General features: G+C 73.0%; 23 protein-coding genes. 13 read left to right on the top strand and 10 right to left on the bottom strand.

The window, feature by feature from the left end:
- Positions 1-72 precede the first annotated feature (72 nt).
- The 5 genes from ACWAT2_RS17205 (at position 73) to ACWAT2_RS17225 (ending at position 6,318) form a co-directional block, all read left to right on the top strand.
- Complete coding sequence (locus ACWAT2_RS17205; RefSeq protein WP_402377441.1) at positions 73-1,413, top strand: ABC transporter substrate-binding protein; 1,341 nt, start codon at positions 73-75, stop codon at positions 1,411-1,413.
- Positions 1,414-1,552: 139 nt separating this feature from the next.
- Entirely contained in the window at positions 1,553-2,734 is a 1,182-nt protein-coding gene (locus ACWAT2_RS17210) for a carbohydrate ABC transporter permease (RefSeq protein ID WP_402377444.1), read from the top strand.
- Complete coding sequence (locus ACWAT2_RS17215) at positions 2,731-3,654, top strand: carbohydrate ABC transporter permease (protein WP_402377446.1); 924 nt, start codon at positions 2,731-2,733, stop codon at positions 3,652-3,654. Before ACWAT2_RS17210 ends, ACWAT2_RS17215 begins: the two co-directional genes overlap by 4 nt.
- A 76-nt stretch (positions 3,655-3,730) precedes the next feature.
- A complete protein-coding gene (locus ACWAT2_RS17220) occupies positions 3,731-5,287 on the top strand; it encodes a glycoside hydrolase family 1 protein (protein WP_402377449.1) in 1,557 nt (518 codons plus the stop codon).
- 17 nt (positions 5,288-5,304) lie between these two features.
- Positions 5,305-6,318 carry a LacI family DNA-binding transcriptional regulator gene (locus ACWAT2_RS17225; RefSeq protein WP_402377616.1) on the top strand — a complete coding sequence of 338 codons (1,014 nt, stop codon included), beginning with the start codon at positions 5,305-5,307 and terminating at the stop codon, positions 6,316-6,318.
- Positions 6,319-6,428: 110 nt separating this feature from the next.
- Here ACWAT2_RS17225 and ACWAT2_RS17230 read toward each other — a convergent pair whose 3' ends face one another.
- The gene (locus ACWAT2_RS17230) at positions 6,429-9,950 is read right to left on the bottom strand and encodes a proline dehydrogenase family protein (RefSeq protein ID WP_402377452.1); all 3,522 of its coding nucleotides are present in this window, start codon (positions 9,948-9,950) and stop codon (positions 6,429-6,431) included.
- Between the two features lie 125 nt (positions 9,951-10,075).
- Between ACWAT2_RS17230 and ACWAT2_RS17235 the strand changes: the two genes are divergently transcribed.
- The 3 genes from ACWAT2_RS17235 (at position 10,076) to ACWAT2_RS17245 (ending at position 13,125) form a co-directional block, all read left to right on the top strand.
- Positions 10,076-10,870 (top strand): helix-turn-helix domain-containing protein, encoded by a 795-nt coding sequence (locus ACWAT2_RS17235; RefSeq protein ID WP_402377455.1) that lies wholly within the window; start codon positions 10,076-10,078, stop codon positions 10,868-10,870.
- A gap of 153 nt (positions 10,871-11,023) precedes the next feature.
- Positions 11,024-12,322 (top strand): Glu/Leu/Phe/Val family dehydrogenase, encoded by a 1,299-nt coding sequence (locus ACWAT2_RS17240; protein ID WP_402377458.1) that lies wholly within the window; start codon positions 11,024-11,026, stop codon positions 12,320-12,322.
- Positions 12,323-12,369: 47 nt separating this feature from the next.
- Positions 12,370-13,125 carry a putative protein N(5)-glutamine methyltransferase gene (locus ACWAT2_RS17245; RefSeq protein WP_402377461.1) on the top strand — a complete coding sequence of 252 codons (756 nt, stop codon included), beginning with the start codon at positions 12,370-12,372 and terminating at the stop codon, positions 13,123-13,125.
- A 16-nt stretch (positions 13,126-13,141) separates the two neighbouring features.
- On the opposite strand, the gene ACWAT2_RS17250 is transcribed toward ACWAT2_RS17245, so the two are convergent.
- The 3 genes from ACWAT2_RS17250 to ACWAT2_RS17260 form a co-directional block, all read right to left on the bottom strand.
- Complete coding sequence (locus ACWAT2_RS17250; RefSeq protein ID WP_402377463.1) at positions 13,142-13,969, bottom strand: tryptophan-rich sensory protein; 828 nt, start codon at positions 13,967-13,969, stop codon at positions 13,142-13,144.
- Between the two features lie 68 nt (positions 13,970-14,037).
- Positions 14,038-14,802, bottom strand: a complete 765-nt coding sequence (gene hemQ / locus ACWAT2_RS17255; protein WP_402377466.1) for a hydrogen peroxide-dependent heme synthase — start codon at positions 14,800-14,802, stop codon at positions 14,038-14,040.
- Positions 14,803-14,844: 42 nt separating this feature from the next.
- Positions 14,845-15,990 (bottom strand): ferrochelatase, encoded by a 1,146-nt coding sequence (locus ACWAT2_RS17260; protein ID WP_402377468.1) that lies wholly within the window; start codon positions 15,988-15,990, stop codon positions 14,845-14,847.
- 199 nt (positions 15,991-16,189) lie between these two features.
- On the opposite strand from ACWAT2_RS17260, the gene ACWAT2_RS17265 reads away from it, so the two are divergent.
- Positions 16,190-17,656: a hypothetical protein gene (locus tag ACWAT2_RS17265; RefSeq protein ID WP_402377471.1), complete on the top strand. Its 1,467-nt coding sequence runs from the start codon at positions 16,190-16,192 to the stop codon at positions 17,654-17,656.
- A gap of 24 nt (positions 17,657-17,680) precedes the next feature.
- On the opposite strand, the gene ACWAT2_RS17270 is transcribed toward ACWAT2_RS17265, so the two are convergent.
- Genes ACWAT2_RS17270 through ACWAT2_RS17280 form a run of 3 tightly spaced genes read right to left on the bottom strand, consistent with a single transcriptional unit; the run spans position 17,681 to position 20,204 of the window.
- Positions 17,681-18,883 carry a glycerate kinase gene (locus tag ACWAT2_RS17270; RefSeq protein WP_402377474.1) on the bottom strand — a complete coding sequence of 401 codons (1,203 nt, stop codon included), beginning with the start codon at positions 18,881-18,883 and terminating at the stop codon, positions 17,681-17,683.
- Positions 18,884-18,905: 22 nt separating this feature from the next.
- Positions 18,906-19,394 (bottom strand): MarR family winged helix-turn-helix transcriptional regulator, encoded by a 489-nt coding sequence (locus tag ACWAT2_RS17275; RefSeq protein ID WP_402377477.1) that lies wholly within the window; start codon positions 19,392-19,394, stop codon positions 18,906-18,908.
- Between the two features lie 48 nt (positions 19,395-19,442).
- Entirely contained in the window at positions 19,443-20,204 is a 762-nt protein-coding gene (locus tag ACWAT2_RS17280; protein WP_402377480.1) for an isoprenyl transferase, read from the bottom strand.
- A 289-nt stretch (positions 20,205-20,493) separates the two neighbouring features.
- On the opposite strand from ACWAT2_RS17280, the gene trhA reads away from it, so the two are divergent.
- Positions 20,494-21,171, top strand: coding sequence for a PAQR family membrane homeostasis protein TrhA (gene trhA, locus ACWAT2_RS17285; protein WP_402377619.1), 678 nt, complete (start codon positions 20,494-20,496; stop codon positions 21,169-21,171).
- A gap of 40 nt (positions 21,172-21,211) precedes the next feature.
- Here the strand turns inward: trhA and ACWAT2_RS17290 are convergent, their stop codons facing one another.
- Genes ACWAT2_RS17290 through mca form a run of 3 tightly spaced genes read right to left on the bottom strand, consistent with a single transcriptional unit; the run spans position 21,212 to position 23,267 of the window.
- Positions 21,212-22,021 (bottom strand): nitrilase-related carbon-nitrogen hydrolase, encoded by an 810-nt coding sequence (locus ACWAT2_RS17290; protein WP_402377482.1) that lies wholly within the window; start codon positions 22,019-22,021, stop codon positions 21,212-21,214.
- Entirely contained in the window at positions 22,018-22,371 is a 354-nt protein-coding gene (locus ACWAT2_RS17295; RefSeq protein ID WP_402377485.1) for a hypothetical protein, read from the bottom strand. The genes ACWAT2_RS17290 and ACWAT2_RS17295 overlap by 4 nt, the downstream gene beginning before the upstream one ends.
- Positions 22,371-23,267, bottom strand: coding sequence for a mycothiol conjugate amidase Mca (gene mca, locus ACWAT2_RS17300; RefSeq protein WP_402377488.1), 897 nt, complete (start codon positions 23,265-23,267; stop codon positions 22,371-22,373). Before mca ends, ACWAT2_RS17295 begins: the two co-directional genes overlap by 1 nt.
- 53 nt (positions 23,268-23,320) lie before the next feature.
- On the opposite strand from mca, the gene ACWAT2_RS17305 reads away from it, so the two are divergent.
- The 3 genes from ACWAT2_RS17305 to ectA all read left to right on the top strand — a co-directional run bounded on the left by ACWAT2_RS17305 (position 23,321) and on the right by ectA (position 25,078).
- The gene (locus ACWAT2_RS17305; RefSeq protein WP_402377491.1) at positions 23,321-23,752 is read left to right on the top strand and encodes a DUF4307 domain-containing protein; all 432 of its coding nucleotides are present in this window, start codon (positions 23,321-23,323) and stop codon (positions 23,750-23,752) included.
- Positions 23,753-23,917: 165 nt separating this feature from the next.
- On the top strand, positions 23,918-24,400 hold the full coding sequence (greA, locus tag ACWAT2_RS17310; RefSeq protein WP_402377494.1) for a transcription elongation factor GreA: 483 nt from the start codon (positions 23,918-23,920) through the stop codon (positions 24,398-24,400).
- A 126-nt stretch (positions 24,401-24,526) separates the two neighbouring features.
- A complete protein-coding gene (ectA, locus tag ACWAT2_RS17315) occupies positions 24,527-25,078 on the top strand; it encodes a diaminobutyrate acetyltransferase (RefSeq protein WP_449768919.1) in 552 nt (183 codons plus the stop codon).
- The last annotated feature ends 68 nt before the right edge of the window (positions 25,079-25,146 follow it).

Here is a 25,146-nt window from a genome sequence, read left to right on the forward strand (position 1 = left end):
CTACCACGTCGTGAGACGTCTGCGCTTCCTGAAGCGCCCTACGCATGATTCGAACCAGACAAGGGAGTCACCGTGCTCAGCAGCACCCGCCCCCGCCGGAGCCGTCGCGTCGCCGCGGCCACTGCCGGCATCGCGTCCCTCGCCCTCGTTCTCGGCGCCTGCTCGGGCGACACCGACGAGCCGGGAACCGCAGACGGCGACGACGGCGAGTCGTCCGACGAGGAGATCACCCTCACGGTCGCCACCTTCAACAACTTCGGCTACACGGACGAGCTCCTCGCCCAGTACACCGAGGAGCACCCGAACGTGACGGTCAAGCACGTCACGGCCGCCGAGTCCGGTGACGCCCGGACCAACCTGACCACCAAGCTCGCCGCCGGTGGCGAAGGACTGGCCGACATCGAGGCCATCGAGGTCGACTGGCTCCCCGAGCTCATGCAGTACCCCGACCTCTTCACCGACCTGACGAACGCCGAGCTCGACGGCCGGTGGGTGGACTGGAAGGTCCAGCAGGCCACGACGCCGGACGGCAAGCTCATCGGCTACGGCACGGACATCGGCCCGGAGGCCATCTGCTACCGCTCCGACCTGCTCGAGGCGGCGGGGCTGCCGTCCGAGCGCGAAGAGGTCGCGGAGTGGATCGGCGGCGAGAACGCCACCTGGGACACCTACTTCGAGGCCGGCCAGGAGTACGTCGACGAGACGGGCAACGCCTGGTTCGACTCCGCCCAGGCGACCTTCCAGGGCATGGTCAACCAGCTCGACGGCGCCTACGAGGACCCGGCCACCGGTGAGCCCAAGGACCTGGCCAGCAACACCGAGGTGAAGGACCTGTACGACCAGGTCATCGCCGCCTCGGCGGACGAGAACCTGTCCGCCGGCCTGGAGCAGTGGGGCGACGACTGGACGGCGGGCTTCCAGAACGACGCGTTCGCGACGATGCTCTGCCCGGCCTGGATGACCGGTCCGATCGAGCAGAACGCCGGCAACGTCGAGGGCTGGGACATCGCCGACGTCTTCCCCGGTGGCGGTGGCAACTGGGGCGGTTCGTTCCTCACCGTGCCCGCCTCCGGCGCCCACACCGAGGCTGCCACGGAGCTCGCTGCCTGGCTGACCTCGCCGGACGTCCAGACCCAGGCCTTCGAGGAGGCGGGCACCTTCCCGTCGCAGATCGAGGCGCAGGAGTCCGAGGCCGTCCAGACGTTCACGAACGAGTTCATGAACGAGGCCCCGGCCGGCGCGATCTTCTCGACCCGTGCCCAGGCCATCGACGGCGCTCCGTTCAAGGGCAAGAACTACTTCGCGATCCACGCCGAGGTCCAGAACGCCATCAACCGCGTTGACCTCAACGACGAGGAGCCGGAGGCCTCGTGGGAGACCGCGGTCACCGACGCCCAGAACGTCATTCAGTGACGTCACCGCTCGTCCGGGAGTGAGGCGCCAGACGCCGAGCTTCCCCCTGTGAGACACCGTGTCGGGCCGGTCGCCATCCCGGCGGCCGGCCCGACACGTGCCCAGCCCCCGCCCACGGAGAGACGTACAGGAAACACTCATGGCCATCTTGTCCCCCACCAAGCCCGCGCACGCGCGCGGCGAACCGGACCGTCCGCCTCGACGGCTCGGCCTCTCCCAGCGGCTCGGCCGGCTGGACGTGAAGGTCTCGCCCTACCTGTACATCTCGCCGTTCTTCCTGCTCTTCGCCGTCGTAGGCCTGTTCCCGCTCGTCTACACGGCGGTCGTGTCCCTCTACGACTGGAACCTGCTCGGCGGTCAGGGCGACTTCGTCGGCATGGCGAACTACGTCGCCGTCCTGCAGCAGCCGCTGTTCTGGAAGTCGGTCGCGAACACGTTCTCGATCTTCCTGTTCTCCTCGGTGCCGCAGGTGATCATGGCGATCGCCATCGCCGCGATCCTCGACCAGAACCTTCGCGCGGCGACGTTCTGGCGCATGGGTGTCCTGGTGCCGTTCGTCGTGGCGCCGGTCGCCATCTCCATGATCTTCGGCCGGCTCTACGCCGACCAGTACGGCTTCATCAACGAGCTGCTCGGCCTGGTCGGCGTCGACCCGGTCGCGTGGCACGGCGACCGCCTCGCCAGCCACTTCGCCATCTCCACGATGGTCAACTACCGCTGGACCGGCTACAACACGCTGATCTTCCTCGCCGCGATGCAGGCGGTGCCGCGCGAGCTCTACGAGGCCGCGGTCATCGACGGCGCCGGGCGCATCCGCCAGTTCTTCTCCGTGACGGTCCCCCAGATCCGGGCCACCGTCATCTTCGTGGTCATCACCTCGACCGTCGGTGGCATGCAGATCTTCGACGAGGTCCGCATGTACGACGCCCGAGGCCTCGGCGGCCCCGACCGTGACTGGATGACCACGGTCGTCTACCTCTACGACGTCGCGTGGGGCAACCAGAAGAGCTTCGGCAAGGCGGCCGCCGTCGCCTGGCTGCTGTTCATCATCATCGTCATCGTCGGCATGGCGAACTTCATCATGACGCAGCGCATCGCCACCGGCGGCACGAGAGGCCCGAAGGTGAGCCGACGCCACACCAAGGCCCTGCTCGCCGAAGCCCGTGCCGGAGCGGCCCGGAGCGGCACCCCGACGCCATCGGCACCGCCCGGTGCCAACGCCGGCCCCCCGCCCGGCTCGCCACCGCCACCGCCGTCGATCCCGTCCGTCCAGCCGTCCACCGGCTCGCCGAACCAGAACCCCGGGGAGGACGTCCGATGAGCTCCGTCGCCGTCACCGCGCAGACCGCCGGCACACGCGCTGCCCGCGCCGCCGCCAAGCGCCGCGCCCGCGGCAAGGCACCCCTCGGCGGGTCCGCCCGCCGTGCCGGTCGGGTCACGTACATCCTGCTGGGCGCTGTCCTGCTGATCTCGATCTTCCCGCTCTACTACACACTGCTGCTCGGGTCCTCCGACCCGACGTCGATCGCGCAGAACGCGATCCCGCAGTGGCTCCCCGACGCGAGCCTGTTCACGCAGTTCCAGACGGTCATCACCGACTCCAACATCAACTTCTGGAAGGCGCTCTGGAACTCGACCCTCATCGGCGTGATCTCGTCGGCGTCGGTCGTGCTGTTCTCCACCCTGGCGGGGTACTCCTTCGCCAAGCTGAACTTCCGCGGCCGTGGCCCGCTGCTGGTCTTCGTCATCGCGACGATGGCCGTGCCGGTCCAGCTCGGGATCATCCCGCTGTACATCCTCATGAGCGAGATCGGCTGGTACGGCAAGGTCCAGGCCGTCATCCTGCCCGGTCTGGTCACGGCGTTCGGTGTGTTCTGGATGACGCAGTACCTGTCCGAGGCCCTGCCGTACGAGCTCATCGAGGCGGCCCGCGTGGACGGGGCGTCCATGATCCGCACGTTCTGGTCCGTCGCGATGCCCGCGGCGCTGCCGGCCGCCGCGATGCTCGGTCTGTTCCAGTTCGTGCAGCAGTGGACCAACTACTTCTGGCCGTCGATCATCCTCACCAACGAGAATCCGACGCTGCCGCTCGTGGTGCGCTCGCTGCAGGCGAACTACTTCGTGGACTACTCGCTGGTGATGGGCGGCATCTTCCTCGTCACGCTCCCGCTCCTCGTGATCTTCTTCTTCGTCGGGCGTCAGCTCGTGGCCGGGATCATGGCTGGCGCGGTGAAGGGCTGACACGCAGACTCGATCACAGGTTGTCCGGGCGCCCCAGGGCGCCCGGACAGTCCCCTCCTCCGACAGGGAAGTACAGATGACTCTGAGCATGCCGGGCATCGCGGCTCGCACCGCCGCCCCCGGGACGGCTGTCCCGTTCACGCCGACCAGCCCGCTGGTGCAGGCGACCCGGAACACGAGCGGACGCGTCGCCTTCCCGGACGGGTTCCTCTGGGGCGCTGCCACGGCCGCCTACCAGGTGGAGGGTGCCGGCTCCGAGGACGGCCGCCTCGACTCGATCTGGGACGTGTTCGCCCGGGTCCCGGGCGCCGTGCACCACGGCGACGACGGCATGGTCGCCTGCGACCATTACCACCGGTACCACGAGGACGTGGCGCTCATGAAGAGCCTCCACCTCGACACGTACCGCTTCTCGACCTCCTGGGCGCGGGTGGTCCCGGACGGCAGGACGGTCAACCACAAGGGTATCGATTTCTACTCCCGGCTGGTCGACGAGCTCCTCGGAGCCGACATCATGCCCTGGCTCACGCTGTACCACTGGGACCTCCCGCAGGCCCTGGAGGAGGCCGGCGGCTGGCCCGCACGGGACACGGCCTACCGGTTCGCCGACTACGCCGAGGTCATGGCGGACGCCCTCGCTGATCGTGTGCCCGTCTGGACGACGCTCAACGAGCCGTGGTGCTCGGCGTTCCTCGGCTACACCGCGGGCGTCCACGCGCCGGGCCGGACGTCGCCGGAGCTCGGGCTGGCGGCGGCGCACCACCTCATGCTCGGCCACGGGCTCGCCGTCGAGACCCTGCGCGAGCGCGCTCCGGAGGCGTCGCTCGGCATCACGCTCAACTTCACCGTCTCGGACCCGGTCGACCCGGACAGCCCGGCGGACGTCGACGCGGCGCGACGTGACGACGGCATGTTCAACCGCATCTTCCTCGACCCGGTCCTGCGGGGCGCGTACCCGCAGGACATCCTGGTCGACGTCGCGCACCTCGGGCTCGCCGAGCTCATCCGGCCGGGCGACCTCGAGCTCATCTCGACGCCCATCGACGTGCTGGGCGTGAACTACTACAACGGTGGCGCGGTCTCCGCGACCCCCGAGGCCGCGGCCGGTGCGCAGGACGGCACCGCCGGGCCCGACGGGGTCCGCGAGCACGACGACAGCGCGCCGGCCCGGGAGACCCGGTCCCCCAACCCGGTCCCCGAGGGCGTCTACCCGCACAGCCGCGGCCTGCCGACGACGGACATGGGTTGGGAGGTGCAGCCGGAAGGGCTCACCCGGTTGCTGGTCCGGATCCAGGAGGACTACACGGGGCCGCGCGGCACGGCGCTCTTCGTCACGGAGAACGGCGCCGCCTATCCCGACGTCGTCGAGCAGGACGGCACCGTCGACGACCCGGACCGCATCGCCTTCCTCGACGCGCACCTGCGCGCGCTGAAGGACGCGATCGATGCGGGCGCCGACGTCCGCGGCTACTTCGCCTGGTCGCTCATGGACAACTTCGAGTGGGCGCTCGGCTACTCCAAGCGTTTCGGTCTGACGCGCGTGGACTACGAGACCCAGGAGCGCACCGTGAAGTCCTCGGGTCGCTGGTACGCGGACGTCGCCCGGGACAACGCCGTCCCGGCCCGCGGTTGAGCGAAAGGTAGTCTCCGATCGTGGTCACGAAGCACATCGTTCCGACGCTCGACGACGTCGCGCGCGCCGCAGGAGTCTCGCGGTCGACGGCGTCCCGCGCCATCAACGGGGGCGATCGCGTGTCCCCCGAGGCCCAGCAGGCCGTCGACGCAGCCATCCTCCGGCTGGGCTATGCGCCCAACCGGGCGGCACGCTCCCTCGTGACCCGCCGGACGGACTCCATCGCGCTGGTGGTCCCCGAGCCGGACGCCCGCATCCTCACCGACCCGTTCCTCGCCGGTGTGGTGCGCGGAGTCAGCGAGGGCCTCGGTGGCACGGACCTGCAGCTCGTGCTCCTGCTCGCTCGCCCGGGCGAGCGGCCGGGGCACATCGCGCGGTACCTGAACAGCGGTCACGTCGACGGTGTCATCATCGCCTCGCACCACAAGGACGACCGCCTCGAGCCGGAGCTGCGGTCCGGCTCGCTCCCCGGCGTGTTCGTGGGTCGCCCGTTCGACAGCGCTGGTCTGCACTACGTGGACGTCGACAACTCGGCCGGTGCCCGCGTCGCGACGCAGCGGCTCGTCGATCGTGGCTGCCGCACGATCGCAGCCGTCACCGGTCCGCAGGACATGACCGCGTCGCTCGACCGCCACGAGGGGTGGCGCCGGACCCTGAGCCGGGCGGGCCTGCCGACCGACGCGGTAGCCAACGGCGACTTCACGGTGGAGGGCGGCGCCAAGGCGATGGAGCGCCTCCTCGCCGACCACCCCGACATCGACGGCGTCTTCGCCTCCTCCGACCTGATGGCGTCCGGTGCGCTCCAGGTGCTGCGTGACCACGGCAAGAAGGTGCCGGACGACGTCGCGGTCGTCGGCTTCGACGCCCTGGGCGCGGAGCGCACGACGCCACGGCTCACCACGGTGCTCCAGCCGGTCGTGGAGATGGTGGCGGCAGCGACGTCGACGCTCCTCGACATGCTGGCCGGCGAGGACGTGCACCCGGAGCCGCGGATCTTCGTGCCCCGCCTCGTCGAGGGTGACTCCGCCTGAGCCGCAGCCTCGGGCGGCATCAGCACCGCCTGACCCACCCACCGTTGTGGGTGCACGACACGCCGGCTGACCGTTCGGCTAGACGGCGTGTCGTGCACCCACAGCACTCGTCAGTCGCGCAGGTGGCCGTACCGGTGCTTGGTCCGGCTGACCGCCTGCTCGCGCAGGAACGTCAGCAGCTCGCGCCGCCCGGCGGCCAGCACCGGCCCGTCGAGCACGGTCACCTCACCGAGCCGGTCCACGGCTGCCTCGCGCAGCCCGGGGGCGGACCCGACCACGCGGATCCGACCGGTGACCTGCCCCTCGGCGACGGCTGCCGCGAACTGCGCGTGGGAGACGGGCTCCCCGTGCGGCACACCCCATCCGGCGTCGGCCTCGGGGACGACGACGGCGCGCACTCCGGCACGCCGGGCACCGGCCAGGACACGCTGCACCTCGGCGGGCAGCGCGTCGTCGCCGATGCGCACGGTCACCTGCTCCACGGGCCGGTAGCGGAAGGTGTTCTCCTCGACGCTCAGCCCGGTCTTGTCGTGCGGCACGCCGAACTCGCTCTGCCATGCGGCGTCGTCCGAGGCCTCGGCCCAGGCGAGCCATCCTCGGGGGTCGTTGCCCCGTGAGGGGGGTCCGCCGGCCGCCGCCGGCGTGTCGCTCCACGAACCGAGCTGCGCCACGTAGTTGGGGCCGCCCGCCTTGGCACCAGGCCCCACCACGGAGGCCTTCCAGCCCCCGAACGACTGCCGCTGCACGATCGCCCCGGTGATGTGGCGGTTGACGTAGGCGTTGCCGACCTCGACGCGGTCGAGCCAGGTGGCGATCTCGTCGGCGTCGAGGGAGTGGATCCCACCGGTCAGCCCGAAGGACACCTGGTTCTGGATCTCGAGCGCCTCGTCCAGCGTCGCGGCACGCATGATGCCGAGCACCGGGCCGAACACCTCGGTGAGGTGGAAGAACGAGCCGCGGGCGACGCCGTCGCGCAGGCCGGGGGTCCACAGGCGGTCGGGTTCCAGCCCGGCCGCGGCCGCCTGGTCGTCGAGCCGGCGCGGCGGCACGAGCCACGTCTCTCCCGGCTCGAGCGTGGTGAGCGCCCGCTCGAGCTTGCCGGTGGCGGGCTCGGTGAGCGGCCCCATCACGGTCGACAGGGTGGTGGACGCCCCGACGGCGAGGGATCGCACGGCGTCGACGAGCTGTCGCTGGAAGCGTTCGCCCGTGACGGTCGGGTCGCCGACGGAGCCGACGAGGATGACCAGGGACGCCGCGGAGCACTTCTGCCCGGCGTGCCCGAACGCGCTGCGCACCACGTCGGCCACGGCCAGGTCGAGGTCCGCCGACGGCGTGACGACCAGCGCGTTCTTGCCGGACGTCTCGGCGAGCACCGGGCGCTCCGGCCGCCAGCGTGCGAACAGCTCGGCCGTCTCGATGGACCCCGTCAGCACCACGCGAGCCACGTAGGGGTGGGTGACGAGATGCTTGCCGGCGTCCCCGTCCGGGACCCGCAGGTACTGCACGGCGTCGCGCGCGACGTCCGGGGCCAGGCCGATCTCGGGGGCCACCGTTTCCAGGGCCTCGTGGACCGCCTCGACCGCGAGCTCGTAGCAGCGCGGTGTGGGCGGTGCCGGCTTGGCGAGCACGGTCGAGCCGGCAGCGAGCGCCGCGAGCACGCCACCGATCGGGATGGCGACCGGGAAGTTCCACGGCGGGGTGACGAGGGTGACGCCGTCGGGCGCGAAGTCTGCGCCCTCGACGGTGTCGAGCGCCTCGGCGGCGTCGGCGTAGTAGCGGGCGAAGTCGATCGCCTCGGTGACCTCGGGGTCGGTCTCCGGGACGGTCTTGCCGGCCTCGTGCACGGCGGCGGCGATCAGGTCGCCGCGACGGGCCTCGAGGCGGTGCGCGGCCACGCGGAGCACCCGGGCGCGTCCGGTGGCGGGCACGGCGGCCCAGGCTCTGCCGACCTCGACGGCGCGGGCGACGGCAGCGTCGATCGTCGCGGTGTCGGTGATCTCGGGGGCCTGGACGGGCACGAATCCGCTGTCGGGCCCGACGATCCGCTGTGCCCACTCGCGGTGCGCCGCCACGGCGGGGTCCGTGTCGGTCGCGTTGCGGAACGGACCGTCGGTGACAGGTGCGGGCTCGGCGGCGAAGCGGGACCGGCGGCGGGGCGCGACGTCGTCGGGCGTGTAGTCCAGGCCGCGCGTCACCGAGGCGCGGAACGCGACCTCCTGACGGTCCATCGGCGTGCCGGCCACCCCGGGCACGGCCGACGGCGGGGCGAAGGAGGCGTGCAGGAAGTTCTGCTCGGCGGCGTTCTCCTCGAGGCGGCGCACCAGGTAGGAGATCGCCACGTCGAAGTCCTCGTCGCGGACCACCGGCGTGTAGAGGACCACGTCGCCGTGCTCGTCGGGGGCGCCCCGGGTGACCTCGGCCCGCACGAGCCGTGCCTCGACCGGCGCCATGCCCTGCAGCATCTCGACGTCGAGGCCTTCGCCGACGCCGCGGCCGCGGGCGAGCAGCACCGCGAGCGCCACGTGGAACAGGTTGTGGGACGCTGCGCCGAGGCGGACGGCCGCCGTGCGCTCGGGCGTGAGGTGGCGGTCGAGGATGCGCACGTAGTTGGCGTCGACCTCGGGCTTCGAGAGGTACGGCGCGGCGGGCCAGTCGTGCAGCTCCGCCTCGACGTGCTCCATCGCGAGGTTGGCGCCCTTGACGAGCCGGACCTTGATCCGTGCACCGCCCGCACGCACCCGGCCCTGCGCCCAGTCGGTGAGCTCGTCGAGCGCACCCATCGCGTCGGGCAGGTAGGCCTGCAGGACGATCCCGGCCTCGAGGTCGCGGAACTCGTCCCGGTCCAGCACGTCGCGGAAGACGGCGGTGGTCAGGGCGAGGTCCTTGTACTCCTCCATGTCGAGGTTGAGGAACACGCCGTGGTCGCGCGCGGCGCGGTACAGCGGCAGGAGCTGGGAGACGACGCGTTCCCGCGAGCCGTCGAGGTCCCAGGTGACGAGCTGGGCCGCCACGGAGGAGACCTTCACGGAGACGTAGTCGACGTCGTCGCGCCGCACCAGGTCGATGGTGCGCTGCAGGCGGGCCTCGGCCTCGTCGGCGCCGAGCACGGCCTCGCCGAGCAGGTTGACGTTGAGGGTGTAGCCCTCGTCGCGCGTCCGGGCGAGGTGCTTGCCGAGCCCTCGGCCCGCGTCGGCGACGAGGTGACCGACCAGCTGACGCAGCCGGACCCGCGCGGCGGGCACCACGACGGCGGGCAGCATCGGCGCGACGGCGGCCCCGGCGCGGAACAGCGCCCGGTCGACCGGTGACAGGAAGCTCGCGCTGCCGGCGTCGCGCCCGAGCCGCGCGAGGGCCTTGGCGGCCACCCGGACGTCCTGGGGGCGTGCGACGTCGTCGACGAAGCCGACGGCGAGCTCGAGGCCGGCGGGGTCCGCGACGAGGTCGCCGAGCCGCTCGGCGGTGGCGCGGGTGCGGCGGTCGGCGCGGGTGGCACCGCCGCCGGTCCCCTCGGCGGTGGCGATCCACGAGTGGGCGAGGGCCACGGCGTCCTCGACCAGGGCGGCGGCGTCGGGGAGGTCGGGCCGTCCGGCGCCGGGGGTGGTGGCGCCGCGCTCGTTCAGGTGGGTGCTCATCCCTCCAGGATGCTCCTGACGGCGCCTGCTCGTCTTGTACAGAACCGCTCGCGCCGCGGCGCTCCTGCGACAAACACGACGGCGACAAACTTGCCGCGCGGCGCCGTGCCGGGTAGACCGGCACCGTGCCTCCCCCCGTACCGCCGCCCGACGGGCCGCCCGTCGACGAACCGACCTGGCCGGCCGGCGACGCCGTCCTGGCCGCGATGGCGCGGACCATGGTCGCCCTCATGGACGAGCTGAGCGACGTCATGTTCTGCGCCAAGGACGCGTCCGGCCGCTACGTGCTCGTCAACCGGACGTTCGTGCACCGCACCAAGGAACGTTCGCGCCGGCAGGTCGTCGGCCGGCGTGCGCGGGACCTGTTCGTCCCCGAGCTGGCGGAGCGCTACGAGGCCCAGGACGCCGAGGTGCTCCGGGGCGGGCGGCCGCTGCGGGGCGAGCTGGAGCTGATCCGGCGCCTCGGCGGCACCCCCGGCTGGTACCTCACGTCCAAGCTCCCCGTGCACGACGACGCGGACCGGCTCGTCGGCATCGTCTCGGTCTCGCGCGACCTGCGTTCCCGGGACGCCGACGACGTCACGATGGACGCGATGGCGCGGCTGCGGTCCGCGGTGGAGCGGCACCTGGACCGCTCCCCCGAGGTGGCGCTGACGGTCCGCGACCTGGCGTCGATGGCGGGCTGCACCCCGGCGGTGCTGGACCGGCGCGTCAAGCAGGTGTTCGGGCTGTCGCCCCGCCAGCTCGTGCTGCGCACCCGGGTGGACCGTGCGGCGGACCTGCTGACCGGCGGCAGCACCCCCATCGCCGAGATCGCCGCCGGCACGGGCTTCTACGACCAGGCGGCGTTCACGCGGGCCTTCGCCCGGCTGACCGGCGAGACGCCGGCGTCGTTCCGCCGTCGGGCACGCCGGGGCTAGCGAGGCCGCACCGGGGCCGCCGCGCCCGGGCGGGGGGCCGTCGTCGAGCCCCCGTCGGTGGGGTTACGGTTTGCCTGCGACCCCGCACGACGGGGCGTACCGACCCGCCGGGCCGGACCCGAGCGCCCGGCCCGTGCCTTGCAGGAGGTTCTGTTGACGACGACGTCGACCCCGACGACCCTGGTGGCGGAAGCCCCACCCCTGGTGGCGGACGCCTCACCCCTGGCGACGGCGCACAGCCAGCTCACCAGGGCCGTCGCGCACCTGGGCTACGCCGACGGCCTGCACCAGATGCTCGCCACGCCCCGCCGCGAGACCCATGTCGCGGTGCCGCTGCGCCGCGACAGCGGCGAGACGGTGCTGTTCCACGGCTTCCGGGTACAGCACAACGTCTCGCGCGGGCCTGGCAAGGGCGGGCTGCGCTACCACCCGGCCGTGGACATCGACGAGGTGCGGGCGCTGGCCATGTGGATGACGTGGAAGTGCGGCATCGTCGACCTGCCCTACGGCGGCGCGAAGGGTGGCATCGGCATCGACCCGCGCGAGTACTCCGCGGCCGAGCTCGAGCGCGTGACGCGCCGCTACACCTCGGAGATCATGCCGGTGATCGGCCCGGACACAGACATCATGGCCCCGGACATGGGCACCGACGCCCAGACGATGGCCTGGGTGATGGACACCTACTCGGTGAACCGCGGCTTCACGATCCCGGCCGTGGTGACGGGCAAGCCGCTCGCCGTCGGGGGGTCGCTGGGCCGTGGGACGGCCACGAGCGCCGGCATCGTGCACGTCACGGCCGCCGCGCTCAAGGAGGCGGACGTGCCGCTGCCCGAGGTCTCCGTGGCGATCCAGGGCTTCGGCAAGGTGGGCGGCCACGCCGCGTCGATCTTCGCCGACCGTGGTGCCCGGGTCGTCGCCGTGAGCGACCTGTACGGTGGCGTGCGGGCGGACGACGGGCTCGACGTGGAACGGCTGCAGCAGCACGTGGAGGCCACGGGTTCGGTCGTCGGGTTCGACGACGCCGACCCGATCTCCAACGCCGAGCTGCTGGCCCTCGACGTCGACGTCCTCGTGCCGGCCGCGCTCGAGGGCGTGCTCGACGAGACCACGGCTCCCGCGGTGCGGGCGCGCTGGGTCGTCGAGGGCGCGAACGGCCCGACCACCGCGCGCGGCGACCAGATCCTCGCGGACAACGGGGTCGTCGTGGTGCCGGACGTCCTCGCGAACGCGGGCGGCGTCGTCGTCTCCTACTTCGAGTGGGTGCAGGCGAACCAGACCTACTGGTGGTCGGAGCAGGAGATCGCCGAGAAGCTGGCCCGGCGCATGTCGTCGGCCTACGCCGACGTCTCGATGCTGGCCCGGCGCGACGGGATCTCGCTGCGCGACGCCGCCCTGGTCATCGGTGTGCAGCGCACGGCCGAGGCGCACGAGACGCGGGGGCTCTACCCCTGAGCCGCGACGGGGACGCGCTGGTCGCCCGGCTGCGGGCGGCCGGCTGCGTGTTCGCCGAGGACGAGGCACGGCTGCTGCTCGACCACACCGACGGCCGAGCGGCGGTGCCCGACGAGCTGGAGGCGCTGGTCGCCCGTCGTGTCGCCGGCGAGCCGCTGGAGCACCTGCTCGGCTGGGTGGAGCTCGCCGGCCACCGGTGGTCCGTCGGCCCGGGGGTGTTCGTCCCGCGGCGCCGCAGCGAGCTGCTGGTCCGCACCGCCCTGCGCGTGACGCCCCCGACCGAGGTCGTGGTGGACCTGTGCTGCGGCTGCGGCGCCGTCGGCGGGGCGGTGCTGCTGGGCCTGGACGGCCGGTCGTCCGCCGCCCTGCACGCGAGCGACCTGGACCCGGCCGCCGTCGCCCACGCCCGACGCAACCTCGCACCGCTCGGAGGGACGGTGCACCAGGGCGACCTCTTCGACCCGCTCCCGGCCGCGCTGCGGGGCCGGGTCGACGTGCTGCTCTGCCACGCCCCGTACGTACCCACCGCCGCGATCGCCGGGATGCCGCCCGAGGCCCGGGACCACGAACCGGTCGTCGCGCTCGACGGCGGCAGCGACGGGCTCGACGTGCTGCGCCGGGTGGTCGCCGACGCACCCGCCTGGCTGCGGCCGGGCGGCAGCCTCCTGTTCGAGGTGGGCACCGACCAGACGGGCGGGGCGCTCGCGCTCGTGGCGGCCGCCGCGTTGAGGGGGCGCGTCGTGCACGCCGAGGACGACGACGGGCCCGGCGGCACCGTCGTCGTCGCGGCGGCGGGCACCTAGCCACCCGTGGGCGGTGCTAGCGCCGGCGCGCGAGGGCGACGATGATCGGCGCCACCACGGCGACGACGGCGGCGATCGTGGCGGCCACGGCGACCACGACGTCGGTCAACGGCCCCTGCGTGCGTGCGACCGCGATCCAGGCGAGACCCCAACCCGCGGCGAGGCCCACGGGGATCGTCACGAAGGGACGTGTCCGGCCGTAGACGGCGACGGCCACCACGACCAGCGCTCCCGCAGCGGCCAGGACCGCTCCCCAGACGCTCTCGCCGAGGCCGAGCCCGCCGACCTCCTGGGCGGCGAGGGTCGCCGCGACGTCGGCGATCGTCGCGATGCTCACCCATCCCAGGTAGAGCCCGACGGTGACGTCCGTCGCGACGGTGTCGAGCGGCCGGCGCGACGGGATGCGCACGACCAGGACGAAGATCACGCACAGGACGGCGAGGAGGGCGACGATGACCAGCACGCTGCCCCACAGCCAGCCGGCCTGGACCACGGCGATCCAGACGGCGTTGAGCAGCATGGACCCGAGGAACCACCAGCCCACGGCCCGCATCCGCGCGTCCCCGCCGCGTCCGGGCAGGAGCTGGACGATCGCGAACAGCAGGAGCCCGGCGTAGATCACCGACCAGATGGAGAAGGCCGACGAGCCGGGCGCGACGACGGTGGCCTCGGCGGAGAGCGCGCCGCCCGCCGCCTCGGCGATCGGTTGGCCCCCGAACGCTCCGGAGCCGACGGCAGCGCCGGCGATCGCGACGAGCGACCCGAGCAGGACGACGACCTGGCGCACCCGGTCGCCGGTGGTGGCAGGGGCCGGGGACGCGGCGGAGTCGTTGTCGGTGCTCATGGTTCCAGCATGTCGAACATCAACCGGCTGAGCATCCGCTGGCCGGCCGTGCGACGACCCTCGGCCCGTCAGGCGAGGGGCTGCCGGTCGGCCCAGGCGCCCAGCTCCACGCGCGGGCCGGTGAAGAACGGCACCTCCTCGCGCACGTGGCGGCGCGCCTCGGTGGCCCGCAGGTCGCGCATGAGGTCCACGATGCGGTGCAGCTCGTCCGCCTCGAACGCGAGCAGCCACTCGTAGTCGCTCAGGGCGAAGGTGCTCATGGTGTTGGCCCGCACGTCCTTGTACCCGGCCGCGGCCATCCCGTGGTCGCGCAGCATCGTGCGGCGCTCGTCGTCGGGCAGCAGGTACCAGTCGTAGGACCGGACGAACGGGTACACGCACAGGTAGTCACGCGGTGCCTCACCGGCGAGGAACGCCGGCACGTGACCCTTGTTGAACTCGGCGGCGCGGTGCAGCGCCACGACGGACCACTCGGACGCCAGGTGCGCCCCGAGCCCGGAGGCGCGCAGTCGCTGGTAGGCGCCCTGCACGGACTCCACGGACGGTCCGTGCACCCAGACCATGAGGTCGGCGTCGGCCCGCAGGCCCGCCACGTCGTAGACCCCGCGCACGACGACGTCACCCTCGGTGCCCGCGGCGTCACGGTCGGTCCGGGGCCGGCCGTCCCACAGCGCGTCCTCGGCCGCGGCCACGAGCTCGGCGCGCGCGCCGCCGTCGGCCGGCAGCGGCTCGGCGAGGGAGAACACCGAGATCATCGCGTAGCGGACGGACTCGTTGAGGGGCTGCGCGTCGACGGCCTCGCCGGTGTCGCCGTGGATGTGCTGGTCGGTCACGGGTGGTCTCCTTCGTGTTCGGTACGCCGTGGGCGGGCAGGATCAGCGGTGCAGGTCGCGCGAGCACAGGGCGGGGACACCGCTCGGCTCGCCGTCGCGCCGCAGGCAGCAGTCCACCTCGCAGACGGAGCGGAACGCGGGCAGGTCGCCCACGGTCGCCTCGTCGACGTCCTCGCCACGGGCGATCGCGGCGCGCTCCAGGAGCAGGTCGACCAGGCCGGCGACGAACGGTTCCCGGGTGCCGACGGTCCCGGCCCGCACGGCGTTCATCCCCAGCTCGGTGGCGGTGTCCATCGCCTCGGTGTCGAGGTCGTACGCGACCTCCATGTGGTCGGAGACGAACCCGATCGGGGACAGCACCACGTCGCGCAGGCCCTCGCCCGCGCGCTGGGTCAGCAGGTCGTTGACGTCGGGCTCCAGCCACGGCTGGGTGGGCGGGCCGGAGCGGGAGCAGTAGGACAGCTCCCACTCGACGGCGTGCCCGCGCTGCTGGCCGACACGCTCGGCGATCACGGCTGCGACGTCGAGGTGCTGCTGGGAGTAGGTGGCGCCGGAGACCCGGGACGCCGCCTCCATCGTGTCAGGGATGGAGTGCGTGACGAACACCAGCCGCGCTTCGGCCGGCGTGCCACCCGCTGCTTCCAGCGCGGCATAGGCGTCCAGCACCGCGTCCACGTTCGCCTGCACGAACCCCGGGTGGTTGAAGTACGAGCGGATCTTGTCGAACTGGACGCCCGTGGAGCCATCCGGGCCGAGCTGGCCACGCTCGTCCAGCGTGACGGCGAGGTCCTCCCGGTACTGGCGGCAGCCGGAGTAGGAGGAGTAGGCCGAGGTCACGAGGGCGACGGCGCGCTGCGCCCGGAGCCGCTCGAGCTCGTCGATCGCGTCCGTGGTGTACGGCTCCCAGTTGCGGTTGCCCCACACGACGGGGATGTCGATACCGCGGCGGGCGAGCTCGGCCTCGAGCGCCGCCTTGAGCGCGAGGTTCTGGTCGTTGATGGGGCTCTTGCCGCCGAACGCGTAGTAGTGCTCGCCGACCTCCTCCAGGCGGGAGTCGGGGATCCCCTTGCCGGCCGTCACGTTGCGGAGGAACGGGACGACGTCCTCCGGCTTGTTCGGGCCACCGAAGGAGTAGAGGAGCAGGGCGTCGTACGGGCCGGGATCGGCCGACCGGGAGGTCATCGGCATGTCCCTCATCCTCGCACCGGACGGGACGCTCGGTCGCCCCGGTCAGCGAAAACGGACGTGACATTGAACGCACACCGTGTCATCTCCTTCCCGGCGTCAACCGGGTGCCGATCCTCGCCGCGCGGCGGCGCCGTCGAGCCGCAGGTCACGGCCGCGGGTAGGCTCGAGAATCCGCCCGTACCGTCGCGGAGGAGGCATCGTGGCCAGCATTCGCACCGCCGCCTCCCCCGCCGCGGCCACCCGGTCGACGACGTCGGCCACCGTGCTCGGTGTGGTCGGCACCCGGGCGCTGGTCCAGGCCCCCGACGGCACGACCGCGCAGGTCGCCCAGGAGCTGACGCTGCCCGTCGTCCCGATCGACCGGCTGCTCGCGCCGGGCATGCGGGTCCGGGGAGCGCTCGACGCCGGCTCGCGGCGGCTCGACGTGCGGGGCATGCTGCCGGACCCGGCCGCTCAGCTCGCCCGCGTGCACGGCCGATACCCCGACGGAGCCGTCGTGCCGGCACAGGTGCACCAGGTCGCGGCCGACACCGTGCTGCTGGCCCTCGCCCCGGCGGTGACGGTGCGGGTCCCGCGGGAGCATGCCGCCCGTGGGGACGCCGACCTGCGCGACTTGTTCTCGGTGGGCGAGACCGTCGCGGCGAGGATGCTCCCGGGCCGCCCCGTTCCCGGCCCCGGTGGCGGCACCATCCAGCCGGACCTGCGGCTCGACGACGTGGACGACGCCGACACGGCGCTCGAGGCCGTCAGCCTCCTCGACGGCGGACCCCCCTGGCTCCCGTCGCCCTGCCCCGACGACGCGTCGTCCGCCCCCTCCGCAGCGACGCCCCCGGAGCCGGCACCACGGCCGCGACCCGTCCCCGGGCCCGGTCCGCGACCGGCCGTCCCCCCGCCCGACGTCCACCGAGGGCCGGACGGGCGCACCCGGGCCGCCGCGCCGTCGTCCGACGCTCACGTGCCCGAGGAGGACGACACCGCGGCCGCGCCGACCCCGCCCAAGAAGGCGCTGGTCAACCAGCTCGAGCTGTCCGTCCACGAGCACCGCTCCCGGGCCGACCGCGCCGAACGCGACGCCGTCGAGCTGCGTGCCACCGTCCGGGCGCTCGAGCTGGAGGTGACCGGGCTGCGCGACCTCGTGCGGGAGCAGCGCGACCGGCTCGACCGCCTGCACGACGACGTCGAGCGGTACAAGGCCAAGATCCGCAGCGCCCGCAAACGCCGCGCACGCCCGACGGAGCCCGCACCGGCGCGGCGGCTCTTCGCCGACCCCGAGGCCCAGCTGCGGTACGACGTGCTGCAGGCCTGGGCCGAGATCATCGGCGCGGACGAGAAGGACGAATACCCCCTGCCCCGCTTCACGGTCGGTCCACGCTTCTGCGAGTCGCTCGCCGACGTGGGGCGAGGGCTGGAGGACCGTGTCCACCGCGCCGTCGTCCTCGTCCTGACCGGGCGCGCGCCCGACGTGCCGGGCCTCGGGCTGCACCGGTTGCGGTGCGGCGACGGCGGTGGCAGCCCGTACCTGGTGCGCGAGTCGGACGGCGCGCACGCCATGCGCCTGTCCCTCCAGGCGAGCTCGCCGCAGGCCCGCCGGCTGCACTACTGGGTGCTGCCGGGTGGCGACGTCGAGCTGTCCCGCGTGGTGCTGCACGACGACTCCGCCCCCTGACACGCACCACTCGCCGGGGCCGTGCTACCTCGCGAGGGCCAGGGTCGTGACCGACGCCGCGACCTCCGTCAGCCGCGTGGCCGTGCGCGACATCAGCTCGTCGAGCCCGATCGGCCCGGGAGCGATCGAGAACGCCGCCGCGATCCCCGCCGCGCGTGCCTGCGCGGCCGGGAGCAGGACCTGGCCGGCGACCACGACGACCGGGGGCCGGGCCGGGGACGCCGCAGCCAGGCGGGCGACGCCGTCGGCCACCTTGCCCCGCACCGACTGGGAGTCGAACGACCCCTCGCCGGTGATGACGAGCGCGGCGTCCGCGAGCGCCGCCGGCAGACCGACCGCCTCCGCCACGAGCGACGCCCCGGGCTCGAGCTCCGCGCCGAGCAGCGCCACGAGCGCGGCGGGCACGCCGCCGGCGGCACCCGCTCCTGGCAGCTCGTGGACCCGGACGCCGGACCGACGCTCCAGGAGGTCGGCCCACCGGGTGAGCGCCGCGTCGAGGAACTCGACCTCCCCCGGCCCGGCGCCCTTCTGTGGGGCGAACACGGCGGCCGACCCGAGCTCGCCGACGAGCGGGTTGGTGACGTCGACGGCGAGACGCCAGCGCACCTGGCGGGCGCGCGGGTGCAGGCCGGACAGGTCCAGCGAGGCGACCTGCGCCAGGCCCTCGCCGCCGTCCGGGACGGGTGCGCCGTCGGCGTCGAGGAGCCGGGCACCCAGACCGGTCAGGAGGCCGGCGCCACCGTCGGTCGAGGCAGAGCCGCCCAGGCAGACGAGCACCTCCTCGACGCCGGCGTCGAGCACGGCGGCCGCGACCTCGCCCGTGCCGTGCGTACCGGCGTGCAGCGGCTGGGGCGGGACGTCGCCGACGGCCGGCAGACCGCTCGCCTCGGCGAGCTCGACGACGCCGGTGCGACCGTCGGGCGAGACGGCGAACCGCGCGGTCCTCGGACGACCCACGGCGTCGACGGTCTCGACGTGCTGGACGGGCGTCAGCCAGGTGGTGACCAGCGCGTCGAGGGTGCCCTCGCCGCCGTCGGCCATCGCGAGGCACGTCACGCGCGCGTCGGGGCTGGCGGCCAGGACGCCGGCCCGCAGCGCCGCCGCGACGTCGGTGGCCCCGAGGCTGCCCTTGAACGAGTCGGGCACCACCACGACGTGGGGCTCGTCGGGCGTGGCGGTGCGGGTCACGTGGCGAGGGGCGGGCTCGGCGGGCGTCGGCGAGGTCACGCGCCGAGGATAACCGGCCCGATCAACCCTGGGGTGACCAGTCCGCGATGCCGGCCTGCGCGGCCCGCAGCCTGTCGAGCAGGCGCGTCAGCTCGGCCTGCTCCTCGACGTCCAGGGCACCGCCGACGTACTGCTCCATGGCACGGACGTGGCGCCGTCCGACGTCGCGCTGCATCCGCCGTCCCGTCTCCGTCAGCGCCACCAGGGTGCCGCGGGCGTCGTCGTCCGGCACGGACCGCAGGACGAGCTCGCGGTCCTCGAGCCGTTCCACGAGCCGGGAGAGCGAGGACTGCGCCATGAGGACGCTCTCGTTGAGGTCGCGCAGCCGCATGGTGCAGCTCGTCGCCCGGGACAGCGTGAAGAGCACGTCGTACTCGCGCATGGACACCTCGTCCCAGACCGAGTCCGCCTGGAACCGGCGCATGAGCGTGACCTGCGTGCGGAACAGCGCCTCCCAGGTCCGTGCGGCATCCCGAGCCGTGCCGGGCAGGCTGCTGTCGGTCGATGTCATGGGTTCTCCTGTCCTGGCGTCGTCGCCGCGAGAGTCCGAGGGCGTCGTCTATCGACCCAGCCGGCGCTCGCGCCGGGAGAAGTCACGCAGCGCGCGCAGGAAGTCGACGCGCCGGAAGTCCGGCCAGTATGCCTCGACGAACGACAGCTCGGAGTGGGCACTCTGCCACATGAGGAACCCGCCGACGCGGAGCTCGCCGGAGGTGCGGATCACCAGCTCGGGGTCGGGCTGGCCCTTGGTGTACAGGTGGGCGGCGATGTCCTCGACGTCGAGGCGCTCGGCCAGCTCGGCCAGCGTGGTGCCGTTGGCCTCCTCGGCGCGCAGGTAGGACCGCACGGCGTCGGCGATCTCGTGGCGGCCCCCGTAGCCGACGGCGACGTTGACGTGCAGGCCCACGACGTCGGAGGTCTCGGCCACGGCGCTCCGCAGCGCGTTCGAGAGACGCTCGGGCAGCAGGTCCAGTCGTCCCATGACCCGCAGGCGCCATCGCCCGGAACCGGCGAGGTCGCAGACGGCGTCCTCGATGATGTCGAGCAGGTTGGCGAGCTCGGACTCGGGTCGCGCGAGGTTGTCCGTGGAGAGCATCCACAGGGTCACGACCTCGATGCCCAGCTCCTCGGCCCAGCCGAGGAACTCGGTGATCTTGTCGGCCCCGCGCCGGTGGCCCGTGGCCGCCGTCTCGCCGAAGGACTTCGCCCAGCGCCGGTTGCCGTCGAGGATGACGCCGACGTGGCGCGGCATCTGCTCGCGGTCCAACGACCCGGAGAGCCGGCGCTCGTACAGGCTGTACAGCGGGTGGGGCAGGCGCACGCTGGTCCTTCGCGGTGTGGCGGGGGGTCGGACGAATCGGGACAACGGTACCGCTCCGGGTCGCCCCGCCGGGACGACCGGGCGAGGTTCGCGCGCGTGCCCCGCCGTCTCGTCGCACGATCTTCACAGGTCCCCGGCGGGACGGTTCCCGCACCGCGCCTACGCTGGCGTAACCTACGGGACCGTAGGTTCATTCGACGAGCACCAGCACCAGCACCAGCAAGGAGACACCGTGGCCGAAGGAGCCGAGCGTCGTGGTCCGGGGACGGAAGCCCCGGACCGCGGTGACCTGACCGCTGCCGCGAAGGACGTCGCGCAGGACGCGAAGGACATCGCCCGCCGGCTCAAGCCCAGGCTCCGCGGATGGATCCACGCGGCCACGACCCCCCTCGCGCTGGCTGCCAGCATCGTCCTCGTCGTGCTGGCCGAACCGGTGGCCGGCAAGGTCGCGGCGGCGGTCTTCGGACTCAGCGCGTTCATGCTCTTCGCCACCAGCGCCGTCTACCACACCGGGACGTGGTCGCCGCGCGTCGAGGTGGCCCTGCGACGCGCGGACCATGCGAACATCTTCGTCATCATCGCCGGCACCTACACGCCGCTGGCCGTCATGCTGCTGGACCCGCGCGCCGCCACGATCCTGCTCACCATCGTGTGGATCGGCGCCGCCGCCGGGGTGCTGACGCGGCTGCTGTGGATGGGCGCGCCACGCTGGCTCTACGTGCCGATCTACCTGGCGCTCGGCTGGGTGGCCGTCGGCTACCTCGGCCAGTTCGGCGCCACCGGCGGTCCGGCCGTGGTCTGGCTCGTCGCCGGCGGTGGGCTCGCCTACACGCTCGGCGCGGTCGTCTACGGCACCAAGTTCCCGAACCCCTCACCCCGGTGGTTCGGGTTCCACGAGATCTTCCACGTCCTGACGGTCGTCGGTTTCACCTGCCACACCGTGGCGATCTACCTCGCGGCCACCTGACCCTCCCCCCGGTCGCCGAACGTCAGGGCTGGGGCGAGGGTCAGCGGGGGACGACGGCGTAGCGCCGGTTCTGCAGCGAGGGGTTCGCCCGGCGCACCGCGGCGAGCTCCTCAGGATCCAGGTCCACCGTGCGGTACTGCGGCCGTTCGTCCAGCTCCAGGCCGACGACGCCGTCCGGCCCGACCAGCACGGACCTGCCCGTGACGCCCTTGCCGGCCATCCCGACGCCGACCGTCACGACGGTGTTCTCGATCGCCCGCGCGGCCAGCAGCGTGCGCCAGTGCTCCGCCTTGAGGGGACCCGCGACCCAGGCCGCCGGGACCACCAGGACCTCCGCCCCGGCGTCGACCACGCGCCGCGCCGACTCGGGGAACCGCAGGTCGTAGCAGGTGATGACGCCGAAGGTGAGGTCGCCGACCCGCAGCGTGAGCGGTGCCGCGTCGGCCGGCCCCGGCTCCAGCCGGTCGGACTCGCGGGTGCCGAACGCGTCGTAGAGGTGGACCTTGCGGTACGCGCCGACCAGCTCGCCGGAGGCGTCGACGGCGACGACGGCGTTCACCGCACGACGTGCGTCGGCCGGGCCGGGCGTCGCGCCCGGCAGCGTCGTCCCGGCGATCACGGCCGTCCCGTGCTCCGCGGCGAGCGTGCGCAGGGTGGACACGAACGCGCCGTCCAGCGGCTCGGCGTGCTCGATGCCGACGCCGTGCCGGTGGTACCCCGAGGCGTACTCGGGCAGCACCAGGAGGTCGGCGTCCACCGCCGCGGCGGCCTGGAACGCGTCGGCGACCATGTACCGGTTCGCCTCGTGGTCGTCGGCCACCTCGACCTGTGCCACGGTGACACGCGTCATGACGCCGGCCGGTCCGTCCCGTCCGGGGTGCCGCCGTCGGGCGACGCGTCAGACGGCGAAGCGGGCGAGTCGGGCGTCGCCGCGCCGTCGGACGCCTCGCCCGTCGACGTCCGGAACCCGATGGACCGCCGCTGCGGCACCTCGATGCCGTGCGCCCGGGCGTAGGCGTCCGCCTTGCGCACGTGGCGGCTCAGGGAGAGGAAGAGGAGCACCGCGGCGGCCGCGATAGCGAACGTCGCGAGGAATCCCGTCAGACCGGGGGTGACCTCCCAGTCCTCCAGGACGGGCGCCGTCGGGCTGGGCGACGGGCTGACGTCGGCCAGCAGGCCGCCGAGCAGCGCGACGGACATCAGGACTCCTCCTCGACGCCGGCGAACAGGTCGGACTCCGGGGTCTCGACCGGCACCCGGGAGTCCGCGAGCTCGAACTCCTCCGTGGGCCACACGTCGACCTCGAGGTCTCGCGGCACGGCGAAGAAGAATCCGTCGGGGTCGATCTGCGAGGCGTGGGCGACCAGCGCGGCGTCCCGCTGGGCGAAGTAGCCGGAGACGTCGATCCGCGTGGTGACCTCCCGTTCGGGGATCTCCCGCGCCGTGCGGGACTCGATCCAGTCGCCGAACGGGGATTCCAGGCCGGCGCCCTCCATGGCCTCGTGCGCCGCACGGATGCGCTCCATCGAGAAGCCGTGGTTGTAGTAGAGCTTGCGCGGCTCCCACGGCTCCGCGCCGCCGTCGACGACGTAGCGGCTCGCGTCGCCCGCCGCACGGTAGGCCTCGTACGAGACCTCGTGGCAGCGGATGTGGTCCGGGTGCGGGTAGCCGCCGGTCGGGTCGTACGTGGTCATGACGTGCGGCCGGAACTGGCGGACCAGCTCGACGAGCGGTGCGGAGGCCTCCTCCAGCGGCAGCAGGGCGAAGCAGCCCTCCGGCAGCGGGGGCAGCGGGTCACCCTCCGGGAGGCCGGAGTCGACGAACCCGAGCCACTGCTGACGCACGCCGAGCGCCGCCGCGGCCGCTGCCATCTCGAGGCGGCGCACGGCGCGCTTCTCCTCGAGCGTGTCGAAGGAGTGCCCCTCGGGCGGCGCGAACGACGGGTTGAGCACGTCGCCACGTTCCCCACCGGTGCAGGTGACGACGAGGACCTCGACACCCTCGGCGGCGTACTTCGCCGTCGTCGCGGCACCCTTGCTCGCCTCGTCGTCCGGGTGCGCGTGCACCGCCATGAGCCGCAGTGGTTCGCCGGTCAAGGGTCCTCCTGGGATGAGTTCGAGACGTCCGCGTCGTGGAGGACAATGGTGTCATGACCTCCGAGCAGCTCCCCACCGTCCCCGCCGGCCGCTACGGAGGCGCGGCGAAGGCCTCCTCGACGCCGGCCCGCGGCCCGGGGCGGGGCGCCAAGGTCGCGATCGGGGTCGCCCTCGCGGCCGCCGTCGGTGCCACCGCCTGGTTCTCCCTGGCGCAGAGCGCCGCGGATCCCGTCACCGCCGAGATGGTGAGCTTCGACGTCGTCGACGCGGAGCGCGTGGACGTCACGTTCCAGGTGCACATGCCCCCGGGCACGACGGCGGTCTGCACCGTCGACGCCCTGTCCACCAGCTACGCCCAGGTGGGCACCCTCGACGTCCCGGTCGGCCCCGCGGACGGCCGGACCTCCGCCTACCAGGTGACCGTCGGCACCTCCGAGCAGGCGACCGCCGCCGACGTCACCGACTGCGTCGTCTCCGACCTCTGACGGCTCGACGACGGTGCCACGAAGTCCACGAATCCGCCCACCGTCGGCTATCCTGAGGGATTCACACGCAGTCCTGCGCCGTCCGGCGCGCGTGCCGACGCCCGCCGGGCGGCCCGGCGTGCGTCATCCGGGGCAGGCGACGAGCACCACGAAAGGAGAGCCCTCGTGACCGAGAGCAACGTCACCTGGCTCACCCAGGAGGCTCACGACCGGTTGCAGTCCGAGCTGGAGCACCTCTCCGGACCGGCCCGCACCGAGATCGCCGAGCGCATCGCTGCCGCACGCGACGAGGGCGACCTCAAGGAGAACGGCGGCTACCACGCTGCCCGCGAGGAGCAGGCGAAGAACGAGGCCCGCATCCGCGAGCTCACCGAGAAGCTGCGCCACGTGCAGGTGGGGCAGCCCGCCGACGACGGCACCGTCGAGGCCGGCATGGTCGTCGTCGCCGAGGTCGCCGGTGACGAGATGACGTTCCTCATGGGCTCGCGCGAGATCGCCGGGACCACAGACCTCGACGTCTACTCCCCCACGTCGCCCCTGGGGGCGGCCATCGACGGCAAGAAGGTGGGCGACTCCACCAGCTACACCGCGCCGAACGGGCGCGAGATCCCGGTGGAGATCCGCTCCGCCAAGCCGTTCTCCGGCTGACTGCCACATGCCGGGGCGCCCACCGTCGGACGCCCCGGCATCGTGCGGCTGTGGTCAACATCGCACCCCGGATTCATCGTGGCGGGGTGGGATTATCCCTCGATCGTGTCTATGGTTGATGCCGGTATGACAATTTCTGACGGCCCAACGACCAAACCGACCCCCTCGGCGCCCGCGGACGCGGCTGCCGGGGACGGCTCCACGCCACTCACGATCCGCCGCCCCACCGTCGACGACGGAGGCGCCATGTGGCGGGTCGCCCGCGACTCCGGATCGCTGGACCTCAACTCGTCGTACAGCTATCTGCTGCTGGCCGACCACTTCTCCGACACGTGCCGGATCGCCCTGCTGGGTGACGACGTCGTCGGCTTCGTGACCGGCTACCGACTGCCGGCGGATCCCAGCCGCTACTTCCTCTGGCAGGTCGCGGTCGACGAGCGCGCCCGCGGGCGCCGCCTCGCAGGGCGTCTCATCGACGCCGTGATCGACGAGCAGCCGGAAATCACCTCCCTCGTGACCACGGTCACCGAGGACAACGCAGCCTCCCGCCGCGTCTTCCGACGCTGGTCCGAGGACCGCAACGCCTCGCTCACCGAGGTGCCCGGCTTCGAGGCACAGCACTTCCCCGACGGCCACGAGGCAGAACCGCTGCTCGTGATCGAGGGCTTCCGCAACTGACACGACACCGGGCTGCGCCGGTCCCGCGCGCAGGTGACGACACAGCCCCCGTTCCATTCGAAGCACCC

It is taken from the genome of Isoptericola sp. GX10416 (assembly GCF_056590155.1).

Bases quoted from the DNA above. Each gene is read 5' to 3' on its own strand.
- ACWAT2_RS17210 (WP_402377444.1), top strand. From the start codon at position 1,553: ATGGCCATCTTGTCCCCCACCAAGCCCGCGCACGCGCGCGGCGAACCG.
- ACWAT2_RS17215 (WP_402377446.1), top strand. From the start codon at position 2,731: ATGAGCTCCGTCGCCGTCACCGCGCAGACCGCCGGCACACGCGCTGCC.
- ACWAT2_RS17220 (WP_402377449.1), top strand. From the start codon at position 3,731: ATGACTCTGAGCATGCCGGGCATCGCGGCTCGCACCGCCGCCCCCGGG.
- ACWAT2_RS17230 (WP_402377452.1), bottom strand. From the start codon at position 9,950: ATGAGCACCCACCTGAACGAGCGCGGCGCCACCACCCCCGGCGCCGGA.
- ACWAT2_RS17250 (WP_402377463.1), bottom strand. From the start codon at position 13,969: ATGAGCACCGACAACGACTCCGCCGCGTCCCCGGCCCCTGCCACCACC.
- ACWAT2_RS17260 (WP_402377468.1), bottom strand. From the start codon at position 15,990: ATGCCGATGACCTCCCGGTCGGCCGATCCCGGCCCGTACGACGCCCTG.
- ACWAT2_RS17275 (WP_402377477.1), bottom strand. From the start codon at position 19,394: ATGACATCGACCGACAGCAGCCTGCCCGGCACGGCTCGGGATGCCGCA.
- ACWAT2_RS17290 (WP_402377482.1), bottom strand. From the start codon at position 22,021: ATGACGCGTGTCACCGTGGCACAGGTCGAGGTGGCCGACGACCACGAG.
- ACWAT2_RS17295 (WP_402377485.1), bottom strand. From the start codon at position 22,371: ATGTCCGTCGCGCTGCTCGGCGGCCTGCTGGCCGACGTCAGCCCGTCG.
- ACWAT2_RS17305 (WP_402377491.1), top strand. From the start codon at position 23,321: ATGACCTCCGAGCAGCTCCCCACCGTCCCCGCCGGCCGCTACGGAGGC.
- ectA (WP_449768919.1), top strand. From the start codon at position 24,527: ATGACAATTTCTGACGGCCCAACGACCAAACCGACCCCCTCGGCGCCC.